This window comes from Corynebacterium sp. UMB8791, assembly GCF_054166365.1.
This window is the reverse complement of sequence record NZ_JBSZCG010000147.1, coordinates 25,180-45,009: the sequence shown is the minus strand read 5'-3', so window position 1 is coordinate 45,009 and position 19,830 is coordinate 25,180. Positions and strand designations below refer to the sequence as shown.

The following is a 19,830-nucleotide window of genomic DNA, read 5'->3' as shown; positions in this document are numbered from 1 at the left end:
TCGCATGACCATCGCAACCGGTAGCGGTAGCGCCGTCGTCTTTGACGGTGTGACCAAGGTGTTCGGCACCGGGGACACCACCTTTACTGCGCTCGAGGACATCTCGTTTGCTGTGCCAGCAGGAGGTATCTCCGGCGTGGTGGGGACGTCTGGTGCTGGCAAGTCCACGCTGATTCGTACCGTCAATGGGTTGGAGGTGCCGACGTCGGGCTCGGTGTCGGTGCTCGGCGAGGAACCCGCGAAGCTGAACGCGAAGCAGCTGCGTGACCTGCGACGCAAGGTGTCGATGGTGTTCCAGAACTACAACCTTCTGGAGACCAAGACGGTTGCGGAGAATGTCGCCACGCCCCTACTGCTATCGAAGACGCCGAAGGCGGAGATGCAGCGCCGTGTCGCGGAGGCCCTCGAAATGGTGGGGCTCACCGACCGCGCAAGTCACAAGCCACACCAGCTTTCGGGCGGTCAGCGGCAGCGCGTCGGCATCGCTCGTGCGCTCGTGACCAATCCGAGTATTTTGCTTTGCGACGAGCCCACGTCCGCCTTGGATCCGCTCACCACAACACAAATCCTGGAGCTACTCCGCAAGATCAATTCGGAGCTGGGCGTGACGATCCTCCTGATCACGCACCAGATGGACGTGGTGGCGCAGCTCGCGGACGAGGTCGCGGTACTGTCCGAGGGCCACCTGGTGGAGTCGGGCCCCGTCGCCGAGGTGTTCGCCGACCCGCAGCACCCGTTGACGCAGCGGTTCGTGGAGACGGTCATCCAGCGCGAGGTCCCTGAGCACGTGCGCGAGACCATCCGCGAAGGAAGGTTTGACCGCGCGGTGCAGCTCGTCCACACGGGAGGGGCTGCGCAAGAGGTGTTCACGCAGCTCGTTGGCAGGTTTGGTGTGGATGCGCGGCTGCTGGCGTCGTCAAGTACTGAGCTTGCGGAGACCACCGTGGGCACCACCATCGTCGGCTTGCGTGGCGGCGAGGCGGACGGCGCGGTGGCGTGGCTGTCGAGCCTGGAAGGTGTGACTGTGAATGAGGTGGAGGCGTAAATGGAACCGCTGAACTCCTGGTGGCGCGACCTCACGGGCTCGCGCGTGACTCCGTCGATGTACCTCGACTCCTTCGGGGAGACCGTGTACATGGTGGGGGTCGCCCTGTTCATTGGTGCGCTGGTTGGTATCCCGCTGGCGCTGGCGCTGGTGATTACCCGCCCGGGCGGCTTGCGCCCGAACCGGCTGGTGTACGGGGTGCTCAACGTGGTGGTCAACATCATCCGTTCCCTGCCGTTCATCATTCTGCTGGTCGCGATTTCGCCGTTTACCCGCTCTATTGTGGGCACCTCAATAGGCACGACGGCCGCGCTGGTGCCGCTCACCCTGTACATCGCCCCGTTCATCGCAAGGCTCATCGAGCAGTCCCTGCTCGAGGTCAACCCCGGTATCACCGAGGCCGCCGAATCGATGGGCGCGAACATGTGGCAGACCATCCGCCACTTCCTCCTGCCGGAGGCGAAATCCTCCATCATTCTCGCGGTCACGACGGCAACCGTCGGCCTCATCTCCGCGACGGCGATGGCCGGAACGATCGGTGGCGGCGGCGTGGGCGATCTTGCGATTGCCTACGGCTACCAGCAGTTCGACTCCGTGGCAATGCTCACCACCGTGATCATCCTGATTATCGTGGTGCAGGCCATCCAGTCATTGGGTAACACACTCGCCCGCCGAGCACGCGCGTAGCGCCCCAAACCGCTCAAAGCGTGCGATGCAGCTCGCGCAGGAGGGCGCGCACGCGGGCGTCGATATCGTCGCGTACGAGGCGCATCCGTTCCATGCCTTCGATGCCACGGGTGGACGGCTCGTCGGTGTGCCAGCGTTCCAGGGTGCCGGCGGCGTCGGCTGGCATGTTGAGCTGGGCGGCGTCGCCAATTATTACTACTCGGTCGACTGTGCGCAGCAGTTCTGGGTCGATGGGTTTTGGTGTGCCGCGCGACATGTCGGCACCGAGTTCTGCAATTGCGGCGACGGATTCTTGGTTCAGCTTCGTGCCCGGTTTCGTGCCAGCGGAGAAGACGCTGACCTGGTCGCCTGCGTAGTGTCGCGCAAGCGCCGCCGCTATTTGTGATTTACCGCCGTTGCTGACGCAGACGAACAAGACACTGGGGTTCATGAACGGCTCCTTGCAGCTGGCAGGGTGGGATCGCCTGGGAAGAGTCTCTGCCCGATGCCGCGCATGAGGTAGACAAGTCCGACGAGGACGGGGATTTCGATGAGCGGACCGATCGTACCTGCCAGCGCTTGAGCCGAGGTGGCGCCAAACGTGCCGATCGCCACCGCGATGGCCAACTCGAAGTTGTTGCCCGCGGCGGTAAAGGACACGGAGGCGGATTGGGCGTAGCCCATCCCCGACGCCTTCGACACCACCAGGGCGATCAGGAACATGCCCACGAAGTACCCCAGCAGTGGCAGGGCGACTCGAGCAACGGTCCACGGTTGGGATGTAATCTGATCGCCTTGCAGGGAGAACAGCAGCACGATCGTGTACAGCAACCCCACGAGCGCAAGCGGGGAAACCGCGGGCAGGAAGGTCTCTTCGTACCACGCACGGCCCTTCACTCGCTCACCGATGATGCGGGAGAGCACTCCGGCAAGTAGCGGGATACCGAGAAACACCAGTACTGCGGTGACGATGGAGAAGAAGGAGAACTCCACAGAGGTGGTCTCCAGGCCCAGCCAGCTCGGCAGGGTCTGCAGGTAGAACCATCCGAGCACGCCGAACATGAGCACCTGAAATACTGAGTTGATGGCGACCAGGACGGCCGTGGCTTCCCGGTCGGCGCAGGACAGGTCGGACCACACCAGCACCATGGCGATGCAGCGTGCCAGTCCGACGATGATAAGGCCGGTGCGTAGCTCTGGTTGGTCCGGCAGGAACAGCCAGGCCAGGGCGAACATGAACGCGGGGCCGACGATCCAGTTCAAGATGATGGAGACGGTCATGAGCCGTTTGTCGGTGGCGATCTCGCGGGTCTTGTCGTAGCGGACTTTGGCCAGCGGCGGGTACATCATCACCAAAAGGCCCAGCGCGATCGGCAGCGAAATACCGCCGACTTCAAAACGCTCAAGCGTGCTGCGGAGTCCTGGAACGGCGCGGCCCAGCAGCAGACCGAATGCCATCGCCAAGATGATCCACACTGGTAGGAATCTGTCGAGGAACGACATTCGAACGGGGGTCGGCTCTGGGTTGGTCATCTAATCACCTCACATATCGATAATTATCAATATGTGAAAATAGAGGGCCGCATAGACCGCTGTCAATATGAGAAGGTAGAAGTCATGCACGAACAATCCCCCGCCCCAGACTGCTGCTCACTCGGCTCCGGCCCACTCCCCCCAGAAGACGCCGAGCGCTACGCGGCCCTGTTCAAAGTGCTGGCAGATCCCGCCCGGCTGCGCCTCCTCTCCCGCCTCGCCGCAGAAGGGTGCGAGCCGATGAGCGTGACCGCGCTTACCGAGTATTCCGGGCTCAGCCAACCGACGGTCTCCCACCACCTCAAAAAGCTTGCCGAAGCCGGACTACTCAAAAAGTCCCGAACAGGCCGAACCGTCACGCACGAAATCTGCCCGGCTCCCTTCGCGGAACTGCGCACCGTCCTTCAGATGGACTAGGCGCCAGTTTCACAGGCGCGTAGCCACTACACTCAGTCGGCATGCTTGACGTTCTGACTGGTTTCGCCATCATCTTCACCGTGATCGCGGCGGGCTGGTGGCTTGCCCAGAAGAAGGTGATCGGCCCGGGTGAGCAGCGGCTGCAGCTCAACCGCATCGCGTTTCATGTGGCAACGCCGTCGTTGATTTTTTCGTCGGTGGCGGTCTCGGACACGGATGCGTTCTTCTCCCCGGTGATCCTGGTGATCGCGATCGCGACGGTGACCACGATGCTGATTTATTGGGCGATCAGTGCGGTGTGGTTCAAGCAGGATGCTGCGGAGACGATGGCGGGGGCGGCGTCGTCGAGTTATTACAACTCGGTCAATATCGGATTGCCCATCGCCACCTATGTGCTGGGGGATCCGACGTACGTGATTCCGGCGCTGGTGTTGCAGATGGCGGTGCTCTCCCCCATCGTGATCGCTGGCTTGGACCGTGGGGCGTCGGGGCTACTGAAGTCGGTCATCGCGGGGTTGAAGGCGCCGGTGGTGGTTGCGGCGTTTGCGGGGTTTGCGGTGTCAACGTCGTCGTGGACGGTGCCGGAGCCGGTGCTCGCGCCACTGCAGATTCTGGGTGGCGCGTCCATCCCCATGATTCTGATGAGCTTCGGCGCCTCACTCACCGGGGAGAAGGTGCTTCAGAGCCAGCGCTTAGCGACGACCACCGCTACCATCCTCAAGCTGATCGGCATGCCGGCCGTGGCGTGGGTAGTGGCGTCGCTTATGGGCCTGACCGGCTCGGATATGTACGCGGCCCTCATTCTGTGTGCGTTGCCGACGGCGCAGAACGTGTACAACTACGCGGCGACGTACCGCTCGGGCGAGGTGATCTGCCGGGACACCGTCTTCCTCACCACGTTCCTTTCGTTACCTGCAATGTTGTTGATCGCGGGGGTGTTCTAGCCTTGACAAACATGGTGCGGTGGATCACACTCGTACAATGGCTAAGACACGAACTACATTTTTTGCCACAGCACTGATGGCTGCGGCGCTGCTTGTTGGGTGCTCCTCAACAGGCGGCGCACCCCGCTCCGAGAACGCTGAAGGGACCGCTGGTGGCGTCGATACGCCGAGGTACGTGGTGGCCATGGTCACCCACGGTGCGCCGGGCGATACCTACTGGGACCTCGTGCGCAAGGGCGCGGAGGACGCGGCGAAGAAGGACAACATCGAGCTGCGCTACTCCTCCGACCCGCAGGCACCGAACCAAGTGAACCTGGTGCGCTCCGCGGTGGACGCTGGCGTCGACGGCATCGCCGTGACCATGCCGAACGCCGAGGCAATCGGGCCCGCAGCGCGCAACGCTGTCGACCGTGGCATCCCCGTCGTCGGCCTGAACGCCGGTATGGGCAAGTACCAGGACTACGGGATGACGGGCTTCTTCGGCCAGGATGAGTCGGTGGCGGGCAACGCCGCCGGCGAGCGCCTCAAGGAGGAAGGCAAGTCGAAGGTCCTGTGCGTCATCCACGAGCAGGGCAACTCCTCCCAGGAAGCGCGCTGCGACGGCGTCCGCAAGGGCCTCGATGGCAACGTCGAACTGCTCTACGTCAACGGCCAGGATCTGACGTCCGTGCAGTCCACCATCACCTCGAAACTGTCGCAGGACAAGAGCTTCGACACCGTCTTCGCCCTCCAGGCGCCGGTGGCGATGCGCGCGACGGAGTCCGTGAAGCAGTCCGGGTCCAAGGCGCAGGTCGCCACGTTTGACACCAACGCCGAGCTTGTCGACGCCATCGCCGACGGCCGTGTCGCCTTCGCCGTCGACCAGCAGCCGTACCTGCAGGGCTACCTGGCCGTCGACTCACTGTGGATCGCGAAGCGCAACGGCGGCACCCTAGGCGGCGGCCGCCCCGTCTACACAGGCCCGAGCTTCGTAGATAAGGACAACGTGGACAAGGTCGCCGAGGCAGCGAAGGCGGGCATGCGATGAGCGCGGCAGTGAGCGAAGGGGCGTCGACAAGCGATGACCGGCTACGAACGCACACTGGCTTTTCCAAGCTCATCCGGCGCCCCGAGTTCGCTTCGATGCTGGGCTTCATCGCGATCTTTGCGTTCTTCCTGACCGTCGCCCCCGCGTTCCGCTCCTTTGAGGCGCTCGCGACCACCCTGTACGCGTCCTCGACGCTGGGCATCGTGGCGCTCGCGGTGGGGCTGCTGATGATCGGCGGCGAGTTCGACCTTTCCTCGGGCGTCGCCGTGACCACGGCCGCGCTGGCCGCGACGATGCTGAACTACAACCTGCACCTCAACTCGTGGGTTGGCGCGTTCATGGCGCTCGGGATCTCGCTGGCGATCGGCGCGCTGAACGGCTACCTGGTCACCCGCACCGGCATCGATAGCTTCCTGATTACGCTGGCGGCGTTTTTGATGCTGCAGGGCCTCAACCTAGCGGTGACCAAGCTGGTGACCGGCCAGGTGGCGACACCGATCATCTCCGACATGGAGGGTTTCCCGTCCGCGCATGTGGTGTTCGCGGGCACCTTCGACATTGGCGGCGTCACCTTGAATGTGACGGTGCTGTGGTGGTTGCTGCTCGTCGCGATTGCCTCGTTTGTGCTGTTCCGCACGAAGTTCGGCAGCTGGATCACGGCGGTCGGCGGGGACCAAAACGCCGCGCGTGCCGTGGGCGTGCCGGTGCGTCGGGTGAAGATTCTGCTGTTCATGGGCGTGGGCTTCGCGGCCTGGTTCGTGGGCATGCACACCCTGTTCGCCTTCGACTCCATCCAGGCAGGCCAGGGCGTGGGCAACGAGTTCCTCTACATCATCGCCGCCGTCATCGGCGGCTGCGCTATGACGGGCGGGCGCGGCACCGCGGTGGGTACCGCGATCGGCGCGCTGATTTTCGGCCTGACGAACCAGGGCATCGTCTACGCCGGCTGGAACCCTGACTGGTTCAAGTTCTTCCTCGGCGCAACGCTGCTGGTCGCCGTGTTTACGAATATGTCCTTCGCTAAGTACACCAAGGGGCGCTAAGTGGCTGTCATTGAACTGAAGAACATCACCAAGTCCTACGGCAGCTTCGATGCGCTGCGCGGGGTGAACCTCGCAGTGCGTGAAGGGGAGGTCACGTGCGTACTCGGCGACAACGGCGCCGGCAAGTCCACGCTGATCAAGATCCTCGCAGGCCTGCACCAGCCCACGTCTGGGGAGTTACTTATCGACGGCCAGCCAGCCACCTTCACCTCTCCCCGAGACTCGATCGATACCGGCATCGCAACGGTGCACCAGACGCTGGCAATCGTGGATGAGCTCAGTGTGTGGCGCAACTTCTTCCTCGGCCAGGAACTCACCGGCCGCTTCGGCATCCTTCGCGATACCGAGATGAAACGCATCTGCGCCGAGCAGCTGCGTGAGATGGGCATCGACATCCCCGACGTCGAGGTTGATGCCGGGAATCTCTCCGGCGGCCAGCGCCAGGTCGTGGCTATCGCGCGCGCCGTATACTTCGGCGCCCGCGTGCTCATCCTCGACGAGCCGACCGCGGCGCTGGGCGTCAAGCAGTCCGGGGTGGTCCTGCGCTTCGTTGCGGCTGCCCGTGACCGCGGCATCGCTGTCGTCCTGGTCACCCACAACCCGCACCACGCGTTCTTGGTCGGTGACCACTTCACCATTTTGAAGCTGGGCCGCCAGGAGCTCGACGCCCCACGCGCCGATGTGACCTTGGAGGAGCTGACCCACCAGATGGCAGGTGGCGGGGAGCTCGAGGCGCTCAGCCACGAGCTGGGAAGGTAGCTGCGCGGTTTCCGGTATACCTGAAACCACGGCACGTTTGAGCAATAGTTTCAGGTATGCTCGAAACGCATGAGAGCCCTGTACCCGCGACAGCAGTACCTGGACAACCTGCTGGCAGTCACCGATAACGACTTCGTGCGCATCATCACCGGTGTTCGACGCTGCGGGAAGTCGACCCTCCTGGAGCTGTACCGCCGCCACCTGCGCGAGCACGGCACCCCAGACGACGCCATCATGGTGATCAACTTCGAGGACCAGGCCAACGCCGCGCTGCGGGACCCGACAACCTTCCACGACGCCGTTACGCAACGGCTCGCACAAGGGCTGCGCTACCTCCACGTCGATGAGGTGCAGGAGCTCGAGGACTGGGCGCGCGTGATCAACTCGCTGCGGCTCAACGAGCAACTGGAGATCTGTGTGACCGGCTCCAACGCCTCCCTCTTCGTTGGCGAGTCGCTGACATATTTGGCGGGGCGCTACATCGAGATCCCGATGCTGCCTCTTTCCCTGGCGGAGTTCATGGAGTTCCGCTACCCGGCGGATGCGCGCCCTGGCCTTGACAGTGCGTTTCAGGAGTGGGTTACCATCGGCGGCTTCCCCGCCACGGTACAGCTCGCGGACCCGGTGGTGATTCGTCAGGCGAACTCCTCCCTGTTCGATTCCATCTTCACTCGCGACATTTCCTTGCGTGGCCAGATCCGCGACACCGACGCTTTCCTGCGCGTGGCCCGTTTCCTCTTCGACAACGCCGGAAACCCGGTGTCCACGCACCGCATCGTGGGCCACCTCAAGCACGAGGGGCTCAAGGCGTCGAGTGAAACGGTGGACCGCTACCTCGGACTGATGGCGGACGCGCACCTTATCTATCAGTGCCGGGATTACGACACGAAGGGCAAGCGGTGGCTGAGTACGAACGGCAAGTTCTACTTCGTCGACCCGGGGCTGCGCACCGCGCTGCTGGGCTCTCGCCCTTTCAACTTCGGCCACGACTTGGAAAACATGGTTTACCTTGAGCTTCGCCGCCGTGGGTACCAGGTTTCCACCGGTAAGGTTCCCGGTGGGGAGATTGATTTCATCGCCAACGACGGCCAGCGCACCCTCTACATCCAGGTGGCGCTCACGGTTACCGAGCCTGCAACGCTCGCGCGCGAGCTCGCGCCGTTCGACGCCCTTCCCGCCGGGTCCCGCTGCATCCTCTTGACGACGGACCGCTTCGCCCCCAACACCGGCAACGTCACGTGGCTCGACGCCATCGAGGTCCTCGCGGGCGGGGCGCTAGACTAACGCTTCGTGACGAAGCTCCTGGAACTCCTGCCCGTTGACCCCGCCGACCCGCTGGCGATCCTGCCCGCCCTCGAGGAGGCCCTGACCGGCCAGCGCGCCCTGCTGCCCGTGCCGACGAACGACCCGGCGCGCGCCAACCTGCTGCGCAACACGCAGGGTGTGGGCGAGCCGATCGCGGACGACGTAGCCCTCGTGGTGGCGACCTCCGGGTCCACAGGTACCCCGAAGGGTGCGCTGTTGACCCCGACGAACCTGATTGCCAGCGCGGACGCCACCCACCAGGCGTTGGGCGGGCCGGGCCAGTGGTTGTTGGCGATGCCTGCCGCGTTCATCGCGGGCATCCAGGTGTTGGTGCGCAGCATGGTCGCCGGCGTGGAGCCCGCCTTCGTGGACTTGACCCGCGGGTTCCACGTGGATGAGTTCGCGGCCCGCACCGCGGAGATCGCCGCAACCGGGGACCGCTGCTACACGGCACTGACCCCGCTGCAGCTGGACAAGGCGATGTCCACACTCACCGGCATCGACGCGCTGCGCAGCTTCGACGCGGTGCTCGTCGGCGGGGCGGCCACGAATCCGGCGCTGCTGGACTCGGCGGCGAAGCTGCGCATCAACGTGGTCACCACCTACGGCTCCTCGGAAACCTCCGGCGGCTGCGTCTACGACGGGGTGCCCATCGCCGGCGCCAACGTGCACATCCGCGACGGCCGCATCTGGCTCGGCGGACCCATGATCGCGCGCGGCTACCGCAACCAGCCGGAGCACCCCGACTTCGCCGAGCCGGGGTGGTTCCGCACCTCAGACGCAGGCCAGCTTGTCGACGGCCACCTGACGGTCGAAGGGCGCGTCGATAATGTGATTGACTCCGGCGGCCTGAAGCTGCAGCCGGAGGTACTCGAGCGGTTCCTGCTGCGCGTGCCCGGCGTGGCGGACGCGTGCGTGGTCGGCGTGCCGGACGAGCGCTTCGGGCAGCGGATCTGCGCCGCCTTCGCGGGCGAGGCGCAGGTGCCGGACGTGATGGATGCCCTGCAGGACCTGCCGCGCTGGCAGGTGCCGAAGGAGCTCAAGCGCGTCGCGGCGCTGCCGTTGCTGGGGCCGGGCAAGGTGGACCGGGCCGCGGTAGGTGACCTGTTCTAGCCTGCGTTGACGACCGCGCTGATGTCCTCGGCACTGTAGCTTGCGGCGAGCTGGGCGTCGTTGCCCCCGCGCAGGTTTGTGCGCACGAGTGCCACCGACTGCGAACCCGGCACCAGCGGAAACTCCTTCGGTTTGTCAAAGACTTGGCGCACGAAGTGCCCGGAGCGCACGGCGCACATGTTGAGCCACACGTCGTCGGCGCTGGGGGCGGCGCGTTGGAATGCGTCGCCCTGGGCGGCTACGAAGTCCACCATCGCGGGCGGGTACGCCACCCCGGACACGCCGGTGGCGAAGTGCCGCGGGCTCGGAGTGGTGGTGCGCACGCTGCGCCACTGCGTATACGGCGCGAACTGTCCGCCTCGCAGGGCGATCTCGTGGGCGCGATACGCCGTCACTGCCAGCGGATCCACCACCAGCTTCTCGACGAACCACCTCGGGTACAACACGTCATCATCCACCGTGATCACGCTCGTCCCCGTGCCCGCGAGCTGCCGGAACGTGCCGTAGTACTTCGTGTGCGGGCCGTAGTGGCCGTCGGAACGCCGCACCTGCAGGCCGCGCTCCACGAGCTCCCGCAGCGGCTCGGGCCAGGGCGCGTCGAAGTCCTCCGCGTCCAGCCACAGGATGGTGGGCACGCGGCGAGTCCCCACCAGCAGCGATGCGAGGGTGTGGTGGACCGTCGATAAGCGGGTGCCGTGCGAAGTCAGGCTGATGACAGTGTGGCCGTCGGCGGGAAACTCGAAGCGCCCGGAGCGCACCGCCAACCGCAACGACGGCAAACGCACCACCGCGCCTATCGACGCCACCGCCTGCCGCGCCGCGTAATCAACCCACATGGCGCACCACTTTAGCCGACAGACCCGACACGGGGCATGATGGAAACCATGAACGCACAACCCAACCTGCACGCGTGGTGGGAAGCCTCCCGCCCCCACACCTGGCCAAACGCCTTCGCGCCCGTCATCGCCGGCACCGGCGTCGCGGCCTTTACCGCGCAGGCCCACCTGGGCCGCGCCCTGCTTGCGCTGCTCGTGGCGTGGGCCCTGATCATCGGCGTCAACTTTGCCAACGACTACTCCGACGGCATCCGCGGCACCGACGACGACCGCTCCGGCCCCACACGCATCACCGCCAGCGGACTCGCCGAACCCAAGGACGTAAAACTCGCCGCCTTCATCGCGTTCGGCGTTGCAGGGCTGTTCGGCATCATCCTGTCCGTGCTGGCCGGGGCGTGGTGGCTGATCCTGATCGGCGCCGCCTGCATCGCCGCCGCCTGGTTCTACACCGGCGGCAACAACCCCTACGGCTACATCGGCCTTGGCGAGGTCAGCGTCTTCATCTTCTTCGGCCTCGTCGCAGTGATGGGCACCGAGTTCGTCCAGACCGGGTTCCTGTCCTGGGAGGGCCTGCTCGTCGCGGTGGCGATCGGCGCAATCTCCGCATCCGTGAACCTGGTCAACAACATCCGCGACATCCCCACCGACTCCGCCTCCGGTAAGCAGACGATCGCGGTCCGCCTCGGCGACCGCCGCGCCCGCACCCTGTTCACCGTCCTGACCTGCGTGCCGTTCGTAGTCAGCGTGCTGCTGGCCCTGGTGTACGCGCCGGCCCTGGTCGGGCTGGTGGCGCTCCCCCTGGCGATCGCCGCCGTCATGAAGGTCCGCAGCGGCGCGACCGGCACAGCCCTCATTCCGGTGCTGGGCCTCAACGGCAAGACGATGCTGGCCTGGGCCGTGCTCACGGCCATTGCGCTGGCGTTCGGCGGGATGGTCGTCCCGTACGCGTAGGGCTGGTTGTATGTGGTTTTGCGGGGTCTACGCACCAAATTCCCTCGCGCAGCAGTTTGCGTGACCTGGGCTTTTCCAAACCTCCGCGCGCGGGGAATCTAGGAATTTGGTGTCCTCGTTCGCCGCGCTAGTGACAAAAGACGCAACCCCCTTTTCGCGACCTGGGCTTTTACCGAGGTCGACCGGCAGGATTGCGTCCATTGTCACTCGCCGTTCACACAAGACACCACATTCCCTCACACGACCTACACGACCTGGGCTTTTCCAAATCGACACACGATTCTTCAGGACACGCCCGGCGAACCCGGAGAGGATGGCAACGCAGCGACCATATCAATCCCGTCGGCCTCGTCCAGCCAGGCGTCCAGCAGCTTCGTGCCGTCGTGGATGGTGGTCTCGAGGTTGGTGGTGCCGTAGATGAACCTGCCAGCATCGAACGCCTGTTGGTCAAAGAACTCGAACCTGGCCGCCAGGCAGCGCTTCGACCCCGCATACGCCTCAGACTCTGTCACCTGGGTGATTGGGGAAACCGGACACAGCGTGAGGAAGGCTCTCGCACATACGCCCCCGAGGACCGACGAATCCGGACGGATCAGAGAGCCCACTGGTGTGTGAACGTACCGATGGCTCCGTGCCCCGTGTTCTTGCTTCGCCGTCGTCAACTAGGTAGCTTTGCAAGCAACATGACCGGTTCCGCTGCCCGCCTCGGTGGGAGTCCAGGGCCGGTCTTCGTTTTTTATCCCGAGCATGCCGAGATGCTGCTGGCGCGATTGAACTACTGATGCGCCGTTTCTCCCAAGGCGACGGCACCGCCCGAGATGAATTCGTTGACGGAGCATCGTTTGACCTGGTGGTAGCCCTCTATGGGTTTGACGAACAATTGCGCCACAGCGTGTTCATCGAGCTTGATCGCGTGGAGTTGGCTATTCGAACCAAGCTCGGTCACGAACTGGGCCGCCTTGACCCGCTGATCTATTTGGATCCTCAACGTTTGAACGCCCGGGCACGGCAGCGAAACAAAGACGGGCGTAGCGTGCATGAGGTATGGGTGAGAAAGTACCAGTCGGCATTGAAAGCGTCGAAGGAGGACTTCGTCACCCACCACAAATCCAAATATGGCGGGACTCTACCCATCTGGGCGGCCGTCGAAATCATGGATTGGGGAATGCTGTCATACCTGTACGGCATGTCGCCCAATATCGTGCGCAAACGGATTGCCCAACCCTGCGGCCTAACCGGTCCTCAGCTTGAATCGTGGCTGAAATCCTTGAATATTCTGCGCAACTACGCAGCTCATCATGCGAGGATGCTCAACCGCGTTTACGACATCAAACCGAAACTGAACAATGACGTCAGGCTGGCTCCGGTAGCTGAAGGAATGAATCGCGTGTTCGGGCAGCTCTCCCTTATCCAATACTTGCACCGCCAACTGGGCTTGTCCCCAGCCGACCGGATGCCGAAGCTGTTCGACACTTACCCGCACAATCCCATCGTGCCGATTTCTCGCACAGGCGCACCTGACAACCGGCGTGAGTTGCCTCTCTGGCGCGTCTAATCCTTGCGGTTCATTACCGCGCGACCAAAAACACCGACTGGGTTGCCTGCAAAAGTCACGATCACGTTATCCGCACGACAAGTAAAACGGCACCGACGCCGTGTGCATTGATGATGCATTGTTAACCATAAATCTGACTCACAACCACTTGACATAGAGCGTCGTCAAAGCCAACTCGCTGGTGGACTACTCGGGGCCGACTCCTGCGGATAACGTGATGGAACGGCTACTTCAGGCACGCTCATAGTTATTGGCGTAGTGCGGGTGCGGTGTGGGCGTAGATGACGACCACTGCAATCAAGGCGATACAGACGGCGAAGGGTGCCAGCGGGTTCCACCCGTAAAGGGCGGTCGAAGCCAGCGGGGCAATCGCGTACGCCAACCCATTATTAGCGTTGATGATGCCAGCCACTGCGCCTTGCTCATCTGCACTCATCTTCAAGGTTGGGCCAGTGTTGTACCCGGGCATCGCCAGTCCCATACCTACCCCCAGCACGATACACCCGACAACCAGTAAAGCGTGCGAGGAGGTAGGCCAAATGAGCACAGTTGCAACTAGTGTAATGGCCAGACCAGTACGTAAAAGCTTCGCTGCTCCCCACCCTGTCTTTGGAGCAATCACCGCTTGGGCAATGATCATGGTCACGCCCATGATGGTCAGGTAAATCGCGGAAATACCTGCGGTCGCAGTTGCCGACAGGGCGAAGCGGTCTTGGACAGTGAATCCAAAAATCGTAGCAACAGAAGAAAACACAAGAAACATCACCAGACCAGTTGCTAGCCAGGGAGCTACACGCGGATCAGTGAAGCGAATCCGTTGAGGCTTTGCAAAAAGTTGCCCTCGGCTTTGAGGTGCGAAACTCACCAAGAGAACAACCAGACCAATCACCATCACAACGGGCATGACCACCAAGGGCAAGAGCAGGCCACCAGCAGCGGCTAACACACCTCCAGTAACACCTCCAACAATGGAGGCCATCCCTTGAGCCGCTCCAATCATGCCCAGTGCTTTTACCCGCCCGTTCTCGCTGGCAGCATGCGTGACCAGGTGGGCTTGCGCGGTCGGGGCGATCGCTGAAATCCCTCCACCATAGAGCAAACCACGAGTGATCACAACACCAAAAACTAGTCCGACACCGCCAACTACCTGGTTCATCCCCAGGTAGGAGACAATACCGAAGGCGCTCAAAGCGATGATCGCGATCACAAGCCCGGCAGCGAGTACACGTTTAGCGCCGACACGTTGGGAAGCTCGCCCCCAATAAGCACTCAAGCTCGCTAGTACAATCGCTGCCAAAGAGATAGTGGCGCCAATATGCCATTCCCGCAATCCCATCTGTCGTGACAGTGGCGCGATGATCGGATTGAGAATCATTTGCCCCATAAAGGCGAGAAAAACGATTCCCACTACCAGGTTCGCTTGCGCTCCTGGATCAATAGAGCTCTGTGTCGGCTTATTACTACGAGGGTCGGGCATCACTACACTCCATTACTAGAACACTGTTTCACTTAGGGATATTGTAGAATGGTGTTCTAGTAAGGGTCAAGGAATAAGTTAGGGTCACCTTATGAACACTGTGCCAACGGGGCGAAGGGCTGGGCTATCACGCGAGCTGATTGTCAAACAAGCTGTACAGTTAAGCGCGATCAGTGGCGTTGAGGGATGGTCAGTACGGGACATTGCCCGTGAACTGGGCGTGGTTCCCTCAGTGATTTATCATTATTTTCCAAACAAGGAAGCCATTTGTGATGCTGTTGTAGACCGGGTATGTGTCGGGATTGAAGTTCCCGACCCGGACCTTGAATGGAAAGCCTGGTTTCGAGCTATGGCTCACAATCTACGCCCCGCATTGTTAGCATATCCGGGGATTACCGACAGGTTCGCGCGGGGCAAGTTCACCGAACAGTTTTTGCCGATGATCGATGGAGCCTGGGCCAAACTACAAGAAGCTGGGTTTGGTGACAATTCGCCTGTGGCCTACACAATTATCGCGAACTCGATCATCCACACGATCGGAGCGAGAAACCTGCGCGCATCCAATCAAATCCAGCCTCGCCACAACCTGCACGAAATGCTTGTCAGGCTTGAGCCTATGATGGCTCAATCTGTTGGACTGACCAGTATTGTCAACTCTTACCTGGAGCCTCTCTCACACCCTGATGAAGAAGAAGCGATGTCCGAGGAATACTACGACCTCGTCATCGATGTGATCCTAGACGGCATCGAACACACCCTGCTGCCTTAACTCTGACCCACTTCTCAATCATCGTCTTAGTGAGCGCCCGCACAGCTGTGTACTTCAACACAGCGGATGTACCCCAGTTGATAAGCCGGGTCAGTTCACGTTCACCCCCGCGTTCTCATGGTCACGGAGACGGTTAAGTAGTTCTTCCTGATACGGATTATTCATGGTGTGCCCTTCATCCAGGTATGGGTAAAGGGGGCCAAGGCACACACCCTGACCCCCTTCGCTGTCTGCTACGGGCTAGCGTCTACTCGGTAGCACCCGCCGTGGTCGGCTCCACCACATCCTGTTCAGCCGTCGCCAGCGCCTCCGGGCGGATCACGGAACCGCCGTACACCTGGAGGCCCGTAATCGCACGGGTGAAACGGAACGGCAGCATGGACGATTCCTCCACCTCCGTGATCTGGTAGCCGAACGGGGTAGCCATCGGGTGGCCCGCAATGACCACCTCACGGCCCGCCACCGTCGGCACCGTCGGCGCGGAAATGATGCGAAACCCGAGCAGGCGACCAATCTCACCGTTCAAGAGATTGCTGTTGTTCACTGCCTTGTCCAGGCGCTCGTCGTGCAGCAGCGCCGCTTCCATCTCGGGGCCAACCATCACGAAACGGTCAGTCTTCGGAACGTGGGTAGCGTTCAACTTCTTACGCAACTTCACTAGCACGGAGAAAGAATCCTTGGAATCAATATCCAACGGAAGCTTGCCCACCTGGTTCTGCTTACGAACGCCGTCCTTCATGAGTTTGCCGATGTAGGTATCGACCTGCTCGGACATGCCTTCCTCTGCCTCGCTGACTGCCTCCGGCTTCACGTCCAGAGCAGACTGGACGGAAGATACCAGCGGAATCTTGAAGTTAAAGTAATCGCCCTAGTCGATCTTGAACTTGCGGTCGCCGAACTCAAGGTCTTCAACAACCGTGTCTTCGGACTCGTCGTACTTACGGATGGTGGGACGGCTAAGGTTGGTGACAACAACCTCGTCACCCTTACCGCGGATTTCGCCCTCAAAGTCGCGGTTCGTCACGCCTTCCTGCGCGAATGCCCAGGTCTGACGGAGCGGCTGCATGAGCTCAGACGCGACAATCGGGCCGATTACCGGATCCCAGTTCTTGTGGGACTGTGGAGTTGCCATAGTGTGTTCCTCCTAGTGGAAACTTTTAGCGGCTGATACGGCCTTCCTCCACTGCATTGTTGATTTCCTCAAACTTGCCCTGTGCGTACAGGCGGTCGAGGTCATCGGCGGTGAGGATTCGGCCATCGTTGTTGTTCGTGGGGCGGGGGTTCCGCTGGTGCGGGGTGCTACCCCACCCGCCTTGAACTGTGGAAATGAGTTGAGCGTGTTGGTGACGAGTTCGCCAGCCTTACTGTCCCACTCGTCGCTGCCCCACTGCGGGAGATCACCTACACCACGGAGATACGGCACAAGCATGTCGCGGTCTGCCCCGTTTTCCTTCGCCAGCTTGCGTAGGGTGTTGTCCTCGCGCATTCGGTCGAGTTCGGCCTGGAGCTTGTCACGCTCGGCTTCTCGTTCCTGCGCGGCGGCCTTGGCCTGCTTGATTTGTTCCTCCGGGTCTTCGTCGGACGGTTCAAAACCGAGTACCTGCGCGAGTTTCTTCAACGTCGCTGCCTGTTCTTCCGCCTGCTTCGCCTTCACTCGGCGGTCGCCGTTCTCGTTCTTCAACTTGCGGTTTTCCGCTTCGTATCGGGCGAGCTGCTTACGTAGCGCGTCAAGGTCTACGGCTTCGTCCGCCTCGTTGGCCTGCGCCTCGCCTAGGTGTTCACCGGCTTGGGTGTAGTTGCCCTGCTCGGTGTCGTGCTGGGCTTGCTGCGCCTTGTCAGCGGCCTGCTGTGCGAGTTCTGCGGGGGTGGTGTTTTCATCCGACATGTGGTTTGTCTCCTCCTTGGGGGCTTGGGTGGTGTTCCACGCCTTGGTGGTAACGGGGAGGAGTATCGCGGAGTCAGGGTGGCGGTCAGTGTTGCGTGATAATCACCCAGGCGGAATCGTCCTCACACACCTGCCAGTACCACTCCGGCCACGTATCAGCGTTGGAGGACAAAGCCACAACCTCTGTAGGGGTTACCCAGGCGGGAGCGTCACCAACCACCATGGGCACTGTTTCCTCCGGCATTACCATCGCCTCGTCACCGTAAACAACCACCCGGTTAGACCACAGGCGCTCGGGCAGCGCCTCCCTAGCGCGCTCCACCGCCCGTGCTGCAACGTCAATCAACGCTAATCACCGCCAAAACTTCATCCGTAGGTGTCAAATCGTCCGTGCGCATCATCGTCAGCGAACCCGCCTTCAACTTCTTCAACCGTTCGTCAACATTGATTAGTCCATCTGATGACTGGCCCTCAAACCACTTGATCTCGCCGTCCTCTTTAACCCCAGTTCCAGATATGGCCGCTCCTAGTGTGTGCACGGCACGTACCGGGACATCATCGCGGGGTTCCTCGGGACGGTCGAAGGGTTATAGAGCGTGGCGTGGGGTCGGATTGGCCGTTTTAAAAAATAATGCTTTGTTGCCTTAAGAAATCAAACTCTGTCATGCACTGCACTCCCAAGCCATTGGCAACGTCAGGCAGCTTGACCCGCGTTCGTTTTCGCGGACTCGGGGTCTCATTGGTGATCACGATGAAGTCTCGGGCATGCGCACTCGCCACTATCCAAGAATCTGCAACGCGCAAAAATTCTCGAATTGCACTTTCTTCATAGGGAGCATCCTTACGATCACGCACCCATCGTGTTACCGCACGATAGGAGTCAACCTCTTCTTGCGTCACAGTGAGAACCTGCGACGTAGGGACGAAGCTTCTCAGCCACTGTGACTTTTCGTCATCTCGTTTCAGCAACTCATCTTCTACAGTCTGGTGAAAATAAAACTGACCATTGGAGAAAAACGAATCGAACTGCCGCCAGTACGTTTCAAAAATGTCCCGTGGCCGATGGTTGAACGCACCAATCACGATATTCGTATCGATGAGGTACATCTATGCGACCCCCTGCGCACGAGTAACCGTATTCTTCAACGTCTCGGTCTTGGCAATCCCCAGTTGACGCGAAGCCTCCTCTTCAGAAATTGCACCGTCTACATATGCCCCGGTGACGGTGTCCAAAAATCGGCCACCCAGCCGCGACTTCAACGTGACGAAGAAGTCACCGCCTCCACTAACAATCGGAGGCGTAGGGTTCGAGGGACGTTGCCGAAGGAATTCCTGCACTTGTGGTTTGCCAAGGCGGCGCTGCCCCACAAGGGACCACAGTGCCGTATCCGCGCTTACCCGGTACGCATCGTATGCCCATTCAGTGATGCGTTTCAGATCGGGATTTCTGTCCCATTCCTGCAACAACGCATGCTGTGGCAGAAGCAGGGCAGCTGCAAACCTGTTACACCATCGCTCCACATCGTGATGATCATTCATGGCACCTGTGAGACCTTCTGCAGCGAGCAGTACGTGGCCCAGCTCGTGAGCAAGGCTGAAGTACTGCCCAACTTTGTAATCACTGCCGTTAACAAAGATCAAGGGGTAGGGGCCATCGAACAGTGTGAAAGCACGAAACTCGTCGATGTCGAGTTTGCGGTGGTTGTTATTTCCAAGTACGGAGTTCCGCATCACTAAGACACCGCAGTGCTCAATTGCATCCGCTAATTCCAGCACATTCTCCCGACCAGTGGGCGCTTTACCTGGCCTCCATCCGGCATCGGCAAGCTGGGGTAACAATGCACACACCGCATCGTCCGGGCTATCACGCAGTGTCCAGGCACCACCGAAATTTGGAGGATCAATTCCTTCCGCGCGCGCAAATTCTGCATACCAGCTCAAGCGGCGCTCACAGGTATAAATCGTCTCCTTCAACGCTGGGCTGAACTCAGTTACTTTCTTACTATCCACGGTGCGAAAATCTGGGAGATTCGGCTGGTCGTCCGTGGGGCCGTCGAGAAGCAAGTAACCAAACGGGATACATGCGAGCGATGCCAAGTGCTCAGCCTGATGCAGCGTCGGCGACACCTTGCCTTCCAGCCATTGCCGGACCAACCGAAAATCACTTCTTTGGGCAAGTTCTTCCACCGTGCTACCGGTTCGCTGCAGCGCCCAGCGCAGCGTCGGTTCTGCAATGTCGACTCGAACAGTCATCACGCACCTCCCGCTAGTTACGTAGTTTTTACCTTAGCGGAGGAGCCCGACAAACATCTCTGGGTAGCTACAGCTAGCAAATTGATACAAACGAGTTTTCATGCTTGTGGAACTAACCTCACGAACGCTAGGATTCATGTCAATCGTTCAGCCCGCCTCCGAGCCAAGCTCAGAGTGTGGGCTGGATTTCTTATTGCAATCGGGGAATATACTTCGCCAAGCTGCAAGATCAAACCAGCTACAACCGTTTCG

General features: G+C 61.3%; 22 protein-coding genes and 1 pseudogene. 12 read left to right on the top strand and 11 right to left on the bottom strand.

What is annotated here, in order from left to right:
* Positions 1–4: 4 nt before the first annotated feature.
* The gene (locus ACXIUA_RS10040; protein ID WP_457976741.1) at positions 5–1,045 is read left to right on the top strand and encodes a methionine ABC transporter ATP-binding protein; all 1,041 of its coding nucleotides are present in this window, start codon (positions 5–7) and stop codon (positions 1,043–1,045) included.
* The gene (locus tag ACXIUA_RS10035) at positions 1,046–1,732 is read left to right on the top strand and encodes a methionine ABC transporter permease (RefSeq protein ID WP_070363165.1); all 687 of its coding nucleotides are present in this window, start codon (positions 1,046–1,048) and stop codon (positions 1,730–1,732) included.
* 13 nt (positions 1,733–1,745) lie between these two features.
* On the opposite strand, the gene ACXIUA_RS10030 is transcribed toward ACXIUA_RS10035, so the two are convergent.
* Together ACXIUA_RS10030 and arsB are read right to left on the bottom strand one after the other, a co-directional pair.
* Positions 1,746–2,162 carry an arsenate-mycothiol transferase ArsC gene (locus tag ACXIUA_RS10030; RefSeq protein ID WP_457976739.1) on the bottom strand — a complete coding sequence of 139 codons (417 nt, stop codon included), beginning with the start codon at positions 2,160–2,162 and terminating at the stop codon, positions 1,746–1,748.
* Positions 2,159–3,244: an ACR3 family arsenite efflux transporter gene (arsB, locus tag ACXIUA_RS10025; RefSeq protein WP_457976737.1), complete on the bottom strand. Its 1,086-nt coding sequence runs from the start codon at positions 3,242–3,244 to the stop codon at positions 2,159–2,161. Before arsB ends, ACXIUA_RS10030 begins: the two co-directional genes overlap by 4 nt.
* Positions 3,245–3,328: 84 nt before the next feature.
* Between arsB and ACXIUA_RS10020 the strand changes: the two genes are divergently transcribed.
* From ACXIUA_RS10020 to menE, 7 genes are all read left to right on the top strand, one after another.
* The gene (locus ACXIUA_RS10020) at positions 3,329–3,661 is read left to right on the top strand and encodes an ArsR/SmtB family transcription factor (protein WP_070477452.1); all 333 of its coding nucleotides are present in this window, start codon (positions 3,329–3,331) and stop codon (positions 3,659–3,661) included.
* Between the two features lie 41 nt (positions 3,662–3,702).
* The gene (locus ACXIUA_RS10015; RefSeq protein WP_457976736.1) at positions 3,703–4,605 is read left to right on the top strand and encodes an AEC family transporter; all 903 of its coding nucleotides are present in this window, start codon (positions 3,703–3,705) and stop codon (positions 4,603–4,605) included.
* A 37-nt stretch (positions 4,606–4,642) separates the two neighbouring features.
* Positions 4,643–5,632, top strand: a complete 990-nt coding sequence (locus tag ACXIUA_RS10010; protein WP_457976735.1) for a substrate-binding domain-containing protein — start codon at positions 4,643–4,645, stop codon at positions 5,630–5,632.
* Positions 5,629–6,675 (top strand): ABC transporter permease, encoded by a 1,047-nt coding sequence (locus ACXIUA_RS10005; protein ID WP_457976734.1) that lies wholly within the window; start codon positions 5,629–5,631, stop codon positions 6,673–6,675. The genes ACXIUA_RS10010 and ACXIUA_RS10005 overlap by 4 nt, the downstream gene beginning before the upstream one ends.
* Positions 6,676–7,434 (top strand): ATP-binding cassette domain-containing protein, encoded by a 759-nt coding sequence (locus ACXIUA_RS10000; RefSeq protein WP_256007677.1) that lies wholly within the window; start codon positions 6,676–6,678, stop codon positions 7,432–7,434. It abuts the gene before it with no gap.
* Positions 7,435–7,503: 69 nt separating this feature from the next.
* Entirely contained in the window at positions 7,504–8,718 is a 1,215-nt protein-coding gene (locus tag ACXIUA_RS09995; protein WP_457976733.1) for an ATP-binding protein, read from the top strand.
* Positions 8,719–8,724: 6 nt separating this feature from the next.
* Complete coding sequence (menE, locus tag ACXIUA_RS09990) at positions 8,725–9,852, top strand: o-succinylbenzoate--CoA ligase (RefSeq protein WP_457976732.1); 1,128 nt, start codon at positions 8,725–8,727, stop codon at positions 9,850–9,852.
* Here the strand turns inward: menE and ACXIUA_RS09985 are convergent.
* Positions 9,849–10,688, bottom strand: a complete 840-nt coding sequence (locus ACXIUA_RS09985; protein WP_457976731.1) for a glycosyltransferase — start codon at positions 10,686–10,688, stop codon at positions 9,849–9,851. The two genes, menE and ACXIUA_RS09985, sit on opposite strands and share 4 nt — an antisense overlap.
* A 48-nt stretch (positions 10,689–10,736) precedes the next feature.
* Between ACXIUA_RS09985 and ACXIUA_RS09980 the strand changes: the two genes are divergently transcribed.
* Positions 10,737–11,639, top strand: coding sequence for a 1,4-dihydroxy-2-naphthoate polyprenyltransferase (locus tag ACXIUA_RS09980; protein ID WP_457976730.1), 903 nt, complete (start codon positions 10,737–10,739; stop codon positions 11,637–11,639).
* A 284-nt stretch (positions 11,640–11,923) separates the two neighbouring features.
* Here ACXIUA_RS09980 and ACXIUA_RS09975 read toward each other — a convergent pair whose 3' ends face one another.
* The gene (locus ACXIUA_RS09975) at positions 11,924–12,151 is read right to left on the bottom strand and encodes a hypothetical protein (protein ID WP_256020512.1); all 228 of its coding nucleotides are present in this window, start codon (positions 12,149–12,151) and stop codon (positions 11,924–11,926) included.
* 171 nt (positions 12,152–12,322) lie between these two features.
* Between ACXIUA_RS09975 and ACXIUA_RS09970 the strand changes: the two are divergent.
* Positions 12,323–13,194, top strand: a pseudogene (locus ACXIUA_RS09970) (Abi family protein).
* Positions 13,195–13,441: 247 nt separating this feature from the next.
* Here the strand turns inward: ACXIUA_RS09970 and ACXIUA_RS09965 are convergent.
* Positions 13,442–14,671, bottom strand: coding sequence for an MFS transporter (locus ACXIUA_RS09965; protein WP_070495012.1), 1,230 nt, complete (start codon positions 14,669–14,671; stop codon positions 13,442–13,444).
* A gap of 91 nt (positions 14,672–14,762) precedes the next feature.
* On the opposite strand from ACXIUA_RS09965, the gene ACXIUA_RS09960 reads away from it, so the two are divergent.
* Positions 14,763–15,440 carry a TetR/AcrR family transcriptional regulator gene (locus ACXIUA_RS09960; protein WP_070614954.1) on the top strand — a complete coding sequence of 226 codons (678 nt, stop codon included), beginning with the start codon at positions 14,763–14,765 and terminating at the stop codon, positions 15,438–15,440.
* A 247-nt stretch (positions 15,441–15,687) separates the two neighbouring features.
* Here the strand turns inward: ACXIUA_RS09960 and ACXIUA_RS09955 are convergent, their stop codons facing one another.
* The 6 genes from ACXIUA_RS09955 to ACXIUA_RS09930 form a co-directional block, all read right to left on the bottom strand.
* Positions 15,688–16,251: a hypothetical protein gene (locus tag ACXIUA_RS09955; RefSeq protein ID WP_143000823.1), complete on the bottom strand. Its 564-nt coding sequence runs from the start codon at positions 16,249–16,251 to the stop codon at positions 15,688–15,690.
* Between the two features lie 57 nt (positions 16,252–16,308).
* Entirely contained in the window at positions 16,309–16,572 is a 264-nt protein-coding gene (locus tag ACXIUA_RS09950) for a hypothetical protein (RefSeq protein ID WP_070975729.1), read from the bottom strand.
* A 12-nt stretch (positions 16,573–16,584) separates the two neighbouring features.
* Positions 16,585–17,325 carry a hypothetical protein gene (locus ACXIUA_RS09945; protein WP_070975727.1) on the bottom strand — a complete coding sequence of 247 codons (741 nt, stop codon included), beginning with the start codon at positions 17,323–17,325 and terminating at the stop codon, positions 16,585–16,587.
* Positions 17,326–17,410: 85 nt separating this feature from the next.
* On the bottom strand, positions 17,411–17,671 hold the full coding sequence (locus ACXIUA_RS09940) for a hypothetical protein (protein WP_143000822.1): 261 nt from the start codon (positions 17,669–17,671) through the stop codon (positions 17,411–17,413).
* 275 nt (positions 17,672–17,946) lie between these two features.
* Entirely contained in the window at positions 17,947–18,432 is a 486-nt protein-coding gene (locus ACXIUA_RS09935; protein ID WP_070975723.1) for a DUF4411 family protein, read from the bottom strand.
* Complete coding sequence (locus ACXIUA_RS09930; RefSeq protein WP_320072426.1) at positions 18,433–19,578, bottom strand: ImmA/IrrE family metallo-endopeptidase; 1,146 nt, start codon at positions 19,576–19,578, stop codon at positions 18,433–18,435.
* Positions 19,579–19,830: the final 252 nt, after the last annotated feature.

Coding starts and splice junctions, on each gene's coding strand:
- ACXIUA_RS10040 (WP_457976741.1), top strand. CDS start 5: ATGACCATCGCAACCGGTAGCGGTAGCGCCGTCGTCTTTGACGGTGTG.
- ACXIUA_RS10035 (WP_070363165.1), top strand. CDS start 1,046: ATGGAACCGCTGAACTCCTGGTGGCGCGACCTCACGGGCTCGCGCGTG.
- ACXIUA_RS10030 (WP_457976739.1), bottom strand. CDS start 2,162: ATGAACCCCAGTGTCTTGTTCGTCTGCGTCAGCAACGGCGGTAAATCA.
- arsB (WP_457976737.1), bottom strand. CDS start 3,244: ATGACCAACCCAGAGCCGACCCCCGTTCGAATGTCGTTCCTCGACAGA.
- ACXIUA_RS10020 (WP_070477452.1), top strand. CDS start 3,329: ATGCACGAACAATCCCCCGCCCCAGACTGCTGCTCACTCGGCTCCGGC.
- ACXIUA_RS10015 (WP_457976736.1), top strand. CDS start 3,703: ATGCTTGACGTTCTGACTGGTTTCGCCATCATCTTCACCGTGATCGCG.
- ACXIUA_RS10010 (WP_457976735.1), top strand. CDS start 4,643: ATGGCTAAGACACGAACTACATTTTTTGCCACAGCACTGATGGCTGCG.
- ACXIUA_RS10005 (WP_457976734.1), top strand. CDS start 5,629: ATGAGCGCGGCAGTGAGCGAAGGGGCGTCGACAAGCGATGACCGGCTA.
- ACXIUA_RS09995 (WP_457976733.1), top strand. CDS start 7,504: ATGAGAGCCCTGTACCCGCGACAGCAGTACCTGGACAACCTGCTGGCA.
- ACXIUA_RS09985 (WP_457976731.1), bottom strand. CDS start 10,688: ATGTGGGTTGATTACGCGGCGCGGCAGGCGGTGGCGTCGATAGGCGCG.
- ACXIUA_RS09980 (WP_457976730.1), top strand. CDS start 10,737: ATGAACGCACAACCCAACCTGCACGCGTGGTGGGAAGCCTCCCGCCCC.
- ACXIUA_RS09965 (WP_070495012.1), bottom strand. CDS start 14,671: ATGCCCGACCCTCGTAGTAATAAGCCGACACAGAGCTCTATTGATCCA.
- ACXIUA_RS09960 (WP_070614954.1), top strand. CDS start 14,763: ATGAACACTGTGCCAACGGGGCGAAGGGCTGGGCTATCACGCGAGCTG.
- ACXIUA_RS09950 (WP_070975729.1), bottom strand. CDS start 16,572: ATGGCAACTCCACAGTCCCACAAGAACTGGGATCCGGTAATCGGCCCG.
- ACXIUA_RS09945 (WP_070975727.1), bottom strand. CDS start 17,325: ATGTCGGATGAAAACACCACCCCCGCAGAACTCGCACAGCAGGCCGCT.
- ACXIUA_RS09935 (WP_070975723.1), bottom strand. CDS start 18,432: ATGTACCTCATCGATACGAATATCGTGATTGGTGCGTTCAACCATCGG.
- ACXIUA_RS09930 (WP_320072426.1), bottom strand. CDS start 19,578: ATGACTGTTCGAGTCGACATTGCAGAACCGACGCTGCGCTGGGCGCTG.